General features: G+C 35.2%; 6 protein-coding genes. All 6 read right to left on the reverse strand.

The window, feature by feature from the left end:
* Positions 1-239 precede the first annotated feature (239 nt).
* Positions 240-1,625: a hypothetical protein gene (locus ACLTU0_RS09500; RefSeq protein WP_412322203.1), complete on the reverse strand. Its 1,386-nt coding sequence runs from the start codon at positions 1,623-1,625 to the stop codon at positions 240-242.
* A 15-nt stretch (positions 1,626-1,640) separates the two neighbouring features.
* Positions 1,641-2,342 carry a hypothetical protein gene (locus ACLTU0_RS09505; RefSeq protein WP_412322204.1) on the reverse strand — a complete coding sequence of 234 codons (702 nt, stop codon included), beginning with the start codon at positions 2,340-2,342 and terminating at the stop codon, positions 1,641-1,643.
* Between the two features lie 3 nt (positions 2,343-2,345).
* The gene (locus ACLTU0_RS09510; RefSeq protein WP_412322205.1) at positions 2,346-3,536 is read right to left on the reverse strand and encodes an SPFH domain-containing protein; all 1,191 of its coding nucleotides are present in this window, start codon (positions 3,534-3,536) and stop codon (positions 2,346-2,348) included.
* A gap of 210 nt (positions 3,537-3,746) precedes the next feature.
* Positions 3,747-5,834 carry an S-layer homology domain-containing protein gene (locus ACLTU0_RS09515; RefSeq protein ID WP_412322207.1) on the reverse strand — a complete coding sequence of 696 codons (2,088 nt, stop codon included), beginning with the start codon at positions 5,832-5,834 and terminating at the stop codon, positions 3,747-3,749.
* Between the two features lie 136 nt (positions 5,835-5,970).
* Positions 5,971-7,032 carry a GH25 family lysozyme gene (locus tag ACLTU0_RS09520; protein WP_412322211.1) on the reverse strand — a complete coding sequence of 354 codons (1,062 nt, stop codon included), beginning with the start codon at positions 7,030-7,032 and terminating at the stop codon, positions 5,971-5,973.
* A gap of 125 nt (positions 7,033-7,157) precedes the next feature.
* Positions 7,158-7,880 (reverse strand): hypothetical protein (locus ACLTU0_RS09525; RefSeq protein WP_412322209.1); only part of this gene is annotated, 723 nt, incomplete at its 5' end.

Below are 7,880 nucleotides of genomic sequence, written 5' to 3' on the forward strand. Positions count from 1 at the left end.
ATATTCCAATAAATTTATGACCGCTTGGACAGAACCTAAGCGTTCATATTCTTTTAATGTAATTTCTATCTGTTCTTTTGTATACATTTATTTTACTCCTTTAGGAGTCCAAGAATATGTCCGCACCCCCGACTCTTATATTTTTAGGGAATGAGAATGATAAATTTCACTTTGTTATTTATTATTAACTTTAAAATACACCCATACGGAGACTTCTCCATATGGGTGTATTTAGCATTTTATCTTGGCTTTTTCAGTTCATTGACAATATTGCTTTTTTCATTTTCGAGGTCAGCGATTTTGCCGGTATATGGTTTCATTTCAGTTTTAATGCTGTCAATTCTTGAATCAACATCTTTATGCAACTCATCTCTTTGGAGTTTGACTGTATTCTGAATATTATTTATATCAGCAGTTAATTTGTCGATTTGCTCCTGCAAGGCTTTTTTCTGTTTGCCTTGGAACAAACCTAATGCTTTCTTTTGGTTTTGCAATTCGACAAGTCCGTCATTTGCAATCTTCAATTCATCTTCTGCCGGTACCTGAGATTTCTTTTCTTTTTCAATTTCATTGATACGGCTTTCATATTGCGATAAGCTGGACTTCAATTGTTTTATGTCGTCATCTATTAAAGATATACGCCCATCGAGTTGCTTTTTCTCATCTGCATGTTCTTTCCAATATTCGTCATATCGTTTTTTAGCCTCTGCTTTTTCACGTTGAGCTTTTCTTTCTGCTTCAATTTTTCTCCAATAATTATATATTTCGTCTGAATTATGGAGCCCAGGTCCAAATGGGTCTGGATAGCACCACTTATCCGTTGCAAATGTGGGTTCTACCATCCTAATTTCATCAATTAACTTCCAATACTTATCAAGGTATTCTTTTTTATCTTTTGGAGCAAACCCTAAATAATTTAAAGCAGTTTGCGAATAATCAGTCCAGTACTGTATAGAAGCACACGCATCTCTTAAATCATTACACATCCTCTTTTTAAATTCAATAACATTACTTTTAGATAAATCATCTTCTAAATCTACGATTAAAGTTAATGCGTCTTCTAATTGAGATACATTGGTTATATGTCTTTGGCGAGTATTCCACATCTGGTCCCAATGCGAATCAAAATATTTGTCATCAAGTTCAAAAAGGTTTTGTTCCATTAAATCAGTAATAGCATTATTTATATTAAATAGTGCAACTGCAAATTCGTTTTTTATTCCTATTACTTCATCGCATGGCATATCTAAGGAATTAACAATTTCTAATGCCATAGTAATACCTTGATATATTTCAGCTGTCCTAAGATTTGCAAGTGTTGATTGCCAGGCACCAGCTTTTCCTTTTTCAAAGATGGCACGCCAATTCTGAGGGTCCAATTCTACCACTTTGGTAAAATAATCGTATGCTTCTTTATGATTACCCGCTTCTGAAGCAGACTTGCCCATTTTCATCCAACTATCAATCATATGCGAATTGTCAACCTGCACAGTTCCCTTGATTTCCTGAACTTTTTCTTTCATTCTGTCTGGGCTATGTTCCATTCCGCAACTGTCACATACAGCAATGCCGCCGCTACCCATAACAAGTTTTCCACCGCAAATATCACATACTAATGCTGCCATATTTATATATCCCCCTTATTTCAAAACCTTACATTTTTTATTTCTAGCATCAATCAGGTTAAGTAATCCATCAGCCACAGATTTTGCTAATTCTAAATCTTCTGACCTAATTGCCTGTGTGAAGAATGCAAATTCGCTCTGTATCTGTCCTTCAATGTCAGCCAATGCTTCATTTGACATTGGGTCAGAGTATCTAATTGCCTCATACACCTTTTTGGCCTCTGCTTTGAGTTCAGCAGTTTTACTACTTGACATCAAATGTTCTGCATCCGCTGTAAGCAATTTAATGAACTGTGTCTGTTCTTTGATTTTTTCATCAACTTCACTTACTACATCTGCCGCAACAGTCGCCTTTATAACGCTGATAGCAGAAAACGCCAGAACTAACAGACAAGCGATGATACCTACCCAATAGGGAATGAAAGGAACTGCCGTACAAATAATGCCTACAAACAGCATTACAACAAGGCCTGTATAGCTTACAGAAATCAACGGAATATTATAAAACAGTTTCTTTAAGTTCTCAGCCTTAAAAGCGTTATAAGCACATCCAAGTTGTCCTATGAAAGCAAGAGTTATAAATATGTACCCAACCCAGAACGCACCCGTAAACTTGCTTATACCTGCAATTTCATTTGGTGTTACAAAAGCGATTACATTAAACACTGCTAATGAAATCAGCCAACAAATACTATAATAATTAAAAGTCTTTTTCATATCTTAACCCTCCCGTTTTGTTCCGCATTTAGGGCAGAACTTTCCTGGTCTTTCAAACTCATACCCGCAATTTATGCAAGTTTTATTGGACTTTACCACAGGAGTTCCGCATTCTTCACAGAACGCAGAGCCTTGATTGAGCTTTGCACCGCAGTTATCACAGAACGTTTGTGCAGGTTGTGAAGCAGGAGTAGGAATGCTTAGGTTCATTGCAGAGCCCATAGCATCATTCATCATTCCGCCTACCATACCACCAACAGCACCGCCAACACCTGCCATTGTTCCAAAACCAACGCCCATATTGGTGAACTCACCAACCGCTTCATTTTCTGCAACCTTTTCAGCAACATCAAACCCACGTTCCTGCTGATATGTATATCCTTCCTGTGTTCTCTTTTGCGCTAAAGCCTGCGATTCTATAACCATCTTTTGTGCTTCCGTCTGCTTGTCTATAATGCCAACTTGTTGTCTAAGCTTTGCTTCCGCAATATCCGCATATTGTCTGAAATGCAGGCTCTTAAATTTTTCATATGCAGAATCACCATCAGGTTTTACTATCGTTGTAACAAAAAAACGCTCCAATGCCACACCGTAATCAGCAAAATCCTCAATAAGCATTTTATGCAAGTTTTCCGATAATTCTTGCAAATGCTCATCTATTTCAAAAATGCTTATTTTGCTTTCACGTATGCTTCTTGCCAAGTAAGTTTTTATTTTTGTCATCAGAAATGCTCGAAATAATTGTGTAAGCTTGCTTTGTGTTAAATAATTTTCTGTGCCGACTACCTTTAGCAAAAGCTTTCTTGAGTCCTCTGCTCTCAAATTCATTTCACCACATGCACCTATTTTTATAGGAAATTGATATGTCGGCTCCATAAATTCAACCTTGCTGTCCGTACCCCATTTTATTGCCATTTGTTCAGTTTTATTTATAAAATAGACTTCACAATGAAATGGTGTTTCATCACCTGTTGCTCTTTTTAAAAATCGTCCAATCTTAGGGATATTTTGAGTTTCCAGTGTATATCTTCCCGGTCCGAACAAATCCAACGCCTGACCGTTCATCATAAAAATCGCTTCCTGTGATTCGTGTACAATTAATTGTGTCAATGAATTAAAATCCTCATTCGGATGTTTCCATATAAAGGTTGCATTATCACCTTCATATTTTATCACATCAGCTATTTTTTCCATTTTTCCAGCACCTCTCGTTCTTTATTTTATACTTCCATTTATAAATCCAATAAAAATTTTGGTATATATTACAAAATTATAATACCACATTTGACTTATTCTGTCAACATTCACTACATGAATCATTTTCAAAATGTATAATCACATTTTGAAAACAAAAAAACTCATTACAATGTATTTTATCGTAATGAGTTTTTTTAGGTAGTATTATTAATTTTTAGCCGCATTATAAAGCATAACCGCGACATCAATGCGTTTAACATCTGTGCCTAATCTGCTTGATGTTACATTATCAAACAAATTATACTTTTGAGCGGCGGACATAAAACCGTCGGGATATTGAGTTTTACTGTTTGCATATCCGTATGCACTTGTCAATATTTTAACCGCCTGTTCCACGGTAATATGATTATCCGGTGCAAATTTATTATCACCGATACCATGTATTATATCTGCTTTTACGCACGCATTTACATATTTACTACTCCAATGATATTTTGTATCTGTAAATGTGCTATTCTCACCAACATTATACCCCATCATTCTGCATATAACCGCAGCAAATTCTGCTCTGGTTATGGTTACGTCAGGTCTGAATGTATTATTTTCATAGCCTGTCATAATATCATTGCTTATAGTGTAATTTACTGCATTTTTCTGACCGTTATTAAGATAAGATGTATCAGAAAAATCCTCTGCTTTTTCTGCCGGTGCATAGCTGACAAGCTGATATTCACGAGTCATAGAAACCCCATTATTTCCGTTTGCAACCACTCTTAAATCATGTGTCCCCTTTATGTCGCTTAGTTGTACGGTATAAGCTATTTCGTTTGTTGATTTAACGAGTTCACCGTCAAGATAATATTCAACATTTACCCAATCCGATCCGTATATGTGCGGATATGCGTACAGTGTTGTATCTCCGTTCATCGTTATTGTACTGCCCGCCTTTTTAAAGAATTGTCCGGCGCTGTTTGTATTATTATTTTGTATAAACCACGGTGACTCTGTTACATCATTATATGCGTTTTGAAGTTCGCTGTCTCCGTCGAGATTATAGTAATTCACCTCATAATTCATTTTAGCGTTAAAATACGCTATAAGCTTTACTTGAGGATATACCATAGGAATGAATGTATATATTTGTTTTAAATATTTTGCCGCCCATTCACTGTCGGTTTCATTTATATCACCGTTAGTTCTGTATGCACTTCCACATTCAGAAATCATTATAGGTTTTCGACCGCCGTATTTTTCAACAGCATCCTTTATCATCACAACAGGATCGGAACTGTATCCTGTTTTAAAGCAAACTTCATTATACCTGCTTTCTCCCTGCCATACTCTGCCTTGGAAATACTTACTTGCATAACAATTCACGCCTACCCAATCAACATATTCGTCACCGGGATAGAAGTCATCAGCCGTATAAGGCCAATCGTTTGTTTTCCATGAAGATGTGTGCGCCATACTCCAAACAGTAGCAACGTTAGACAATCCGCTCACACTGTTTGCAACTGCTTTGAATGCAGATATAAATTCATCGGGTGTACATTTATCACCCCAAACATTAAATTCAGCACCTATTCTCAAATAAATCGGCACGTTTTTGTAACTTGACAACATAGAGCGTAAATTCGATAAAAAAGAATCCGAACTGTTTATATTTCTTACCGTTGTGCCTTCCTGTGGAAAGTTTAGAGCAATTTCTACCGCTTTGTTTTGTGTTTCTGCTTTATCAAGCATCGCCCGTGTCCAACCGAATGTACTTTCATCACCGTATTCCAAATACAGCAATGTCATTGATTCATTACTTTTTGCCTTATCCGCCACTTGTCCGTATAAAACACCGTTCGGCTCATTTTTCGCACCATACACCTTTTGCGATTGTTCCGTAGCTTGATATACGTCAAATGTATTTGTAAATTGCTTAACGCAATTTTCTGCAATAATTACGCCGTCAGTCCACCCTAATTGCTTACCGTATGGAATATACATTTCAAAATACTTCGCCGCATTTGTATAATCACCGTTCATAAAATACGCAAATGCAACGTCATATGTTCTTGAGCCTAAAATATTTATTGTCTGCTCATTCTTTGGCTCTGATGATATTAAATTGATAATTTGTACTCCGTAATTTATTGTTTCATCATAATTTTTGCTGCTTGTTGCATTTGAATAACCAGCGTCCAAGCCCCAAAATGCGTGCGGCAATTCATATGCCATTACGCTTAAATTACTTGAGATTATCAAACTTATCATCGCAATTAATATTATGCTTATTCTTCTTTTCAATTAACATCACTCCCAAGATTATTTTATATTCAGTATATCATACTAAAAATAAATTTACAATTACCCATTTACATATTAATGCAAAATGAAACAAAATATTCTTAATAAATACTAAAGTATATCTTTTTTAAAAACATTAATTAAAATTACATTCTAAATTATTACTAATCGGAACTAAGTTGTTTAGACTTTCAAAAACATATACATCAGCCCTTGATATCGTTGTATATCCATTTATCGAATCAGAATGGGTTAATTTGCTATTACATGCAATGTCAATATCGCCATTATGAATCTTAATAATATTGCCATTTTTATCTCGATATACAATTATTACAATACCTTTTATATCTTCGGCTGATAAATTCGTAATAGCCACTTCCAACATATATGACACATCCTTTTTTGTACTTTTCACAACTGTACTATTACAAACTATTGATTTAATAGGTTTTGAAGAATTTAATGTTGTAAATGATTTGATTTCCCCTTTATATTCTTTTCCATTTACTATTGCATAACATTGCCAATAGTATTTTGTGTTACTGTCTAAATATAATCCTGCTTCATCTTTCAAATCATACCACATGTCAAATGGATTTTTATTATGATTAATAACATCATTTGCGACTTTTGACATACCATTTTCCGAAGTACCAAAATAAATCCCAACTTCACTTGGCTTTTGCCCACTATAAGCCACCGTACCTCGAACTGTTGCATTAGATTCCGTAATGCTGTCCGCCACAGTTGTATTCACCGTCACCGGATTTACGTCGATATATTCACCATACCAATAATTCATATCAACATTGGTATTTATACCGTTTACATATCCTGAACTTGTATACTGCCACATCGTATAATTTCCCGAATATGTACAGCTTGAATTATATTGAGCTACCCACTTATACCATAATGAATTATTAAATGCGGAGTCAGTCAAATAATTAGTCCACCAATTTTTATTGGCATATATCCCCACTTTGTATCCTTCATTTTGAATTATATTGCAAAATACAGATGCTATATTCCCTCTTTCCGAATCAGACAATACAGCCTGTACCTTATCTTCCATATCCAAATAAATAGGAAAACTAAGGTTATATCCTTGTATAAGCCTTAACACATGCTGTGCCTCGCTTACAGCCTTATCTGTAGTATCAGCATAAGAATAAATATATACTCCAAACGGTATTCCTAATCTTCAGCCTTAAATGGTATAAGCAAGTTTTTAGGTAACAATCTAATTTAAAAACAAGTCGGAGTCGGGCTCCTAAAGGAGTCCAACTCCGACTCTAAAATTAACCTTTTCGGCTTATTTTAAAATTTATCTGAATTTACATATTGCGTTATACTGCTTAAAAGCTGTTTACATTCGGGATAATCTCCGTCTAAATCAAAACCGCAGAACAATAGCTTTGCTTTGCCTATTTCTGTTTCAAACAGCGGTGATGACGCAGTATTATCAAAAAAATTCGGTACTGTTTCAATTATAGGTTTTACTTCACCAGCAAACTTCGATATATCTGTACCGACCGAGTTATCAAGCAGTCTTTTCCACTGATAATCGGGATATTTCTCTGTCGGGAAATCATCAAATATTCTATGCTTATTATCAATTATTGCACCGCACGGTTTTTGTGACGGGAAATGTACCGGCGACCAAAATACAGGTATAAAACTTCCATGTATCGGATTTTTGAAACACTCTTTCGTCACAATAGCTTTTCCGCCGTTTTTGATTATATCATCAAGTTCTTCTTCCGATTTAATCATACGAACATTGTTTTCAATCTTATTTTCGGCAAAAACAAATATTCTCCAAGTATTTTTGTAACCGTTCACTTCAAGTATAACACTAAGCATTGTTGATTTTGTTATACTGTTTAGCGGTATGCTTACCTTACTTTCTGTTGTTGACGTTTTATAAAATACTTGCTTACCTTTTTGTACCGTCAAATTATAAACAGGATTGTTGATTTTCTTTTCGCCGAAATCATATAAGTCCAATTCCGCCTCCAATGTATCTGTATTTTTAAATAT

The sequence above is a fragment of the Hominilimicola sp. genome (genome assembly GCF_046972485.1).
Taxonomy (GTDB): Bacteria; Bacillota; Clostridia; order UBA1381; family UBA1381; genus Hominilimicola; species Hominilimicola fabiformis.

Bases quoted from the DNA above. Each gene is read 5' to 3' on its own strand.
- ACLTU0_RS09510 (WP_412322205.1), bottom strand. From the start codon at position 3,536: ATGGAAAAAATAGCTGATGTGATAAAATATGAAGGTGATAATGCAACC.
- ACLTU0_RS09500 (WP_412322203.1), bottom strand. From the start codon at position 1,625: ATGGCAGCATTAGTATGTGATATTTGCGGTGGAAAACTTGTTATGGGT.
- ACLTU0_RS09505 (WP_412322204.1), bottom strand. From the start codon at position 2,342: ATGAAAAAGACTTTTAATTATTATAGTATTTGTTGGCTGATTTCATTA.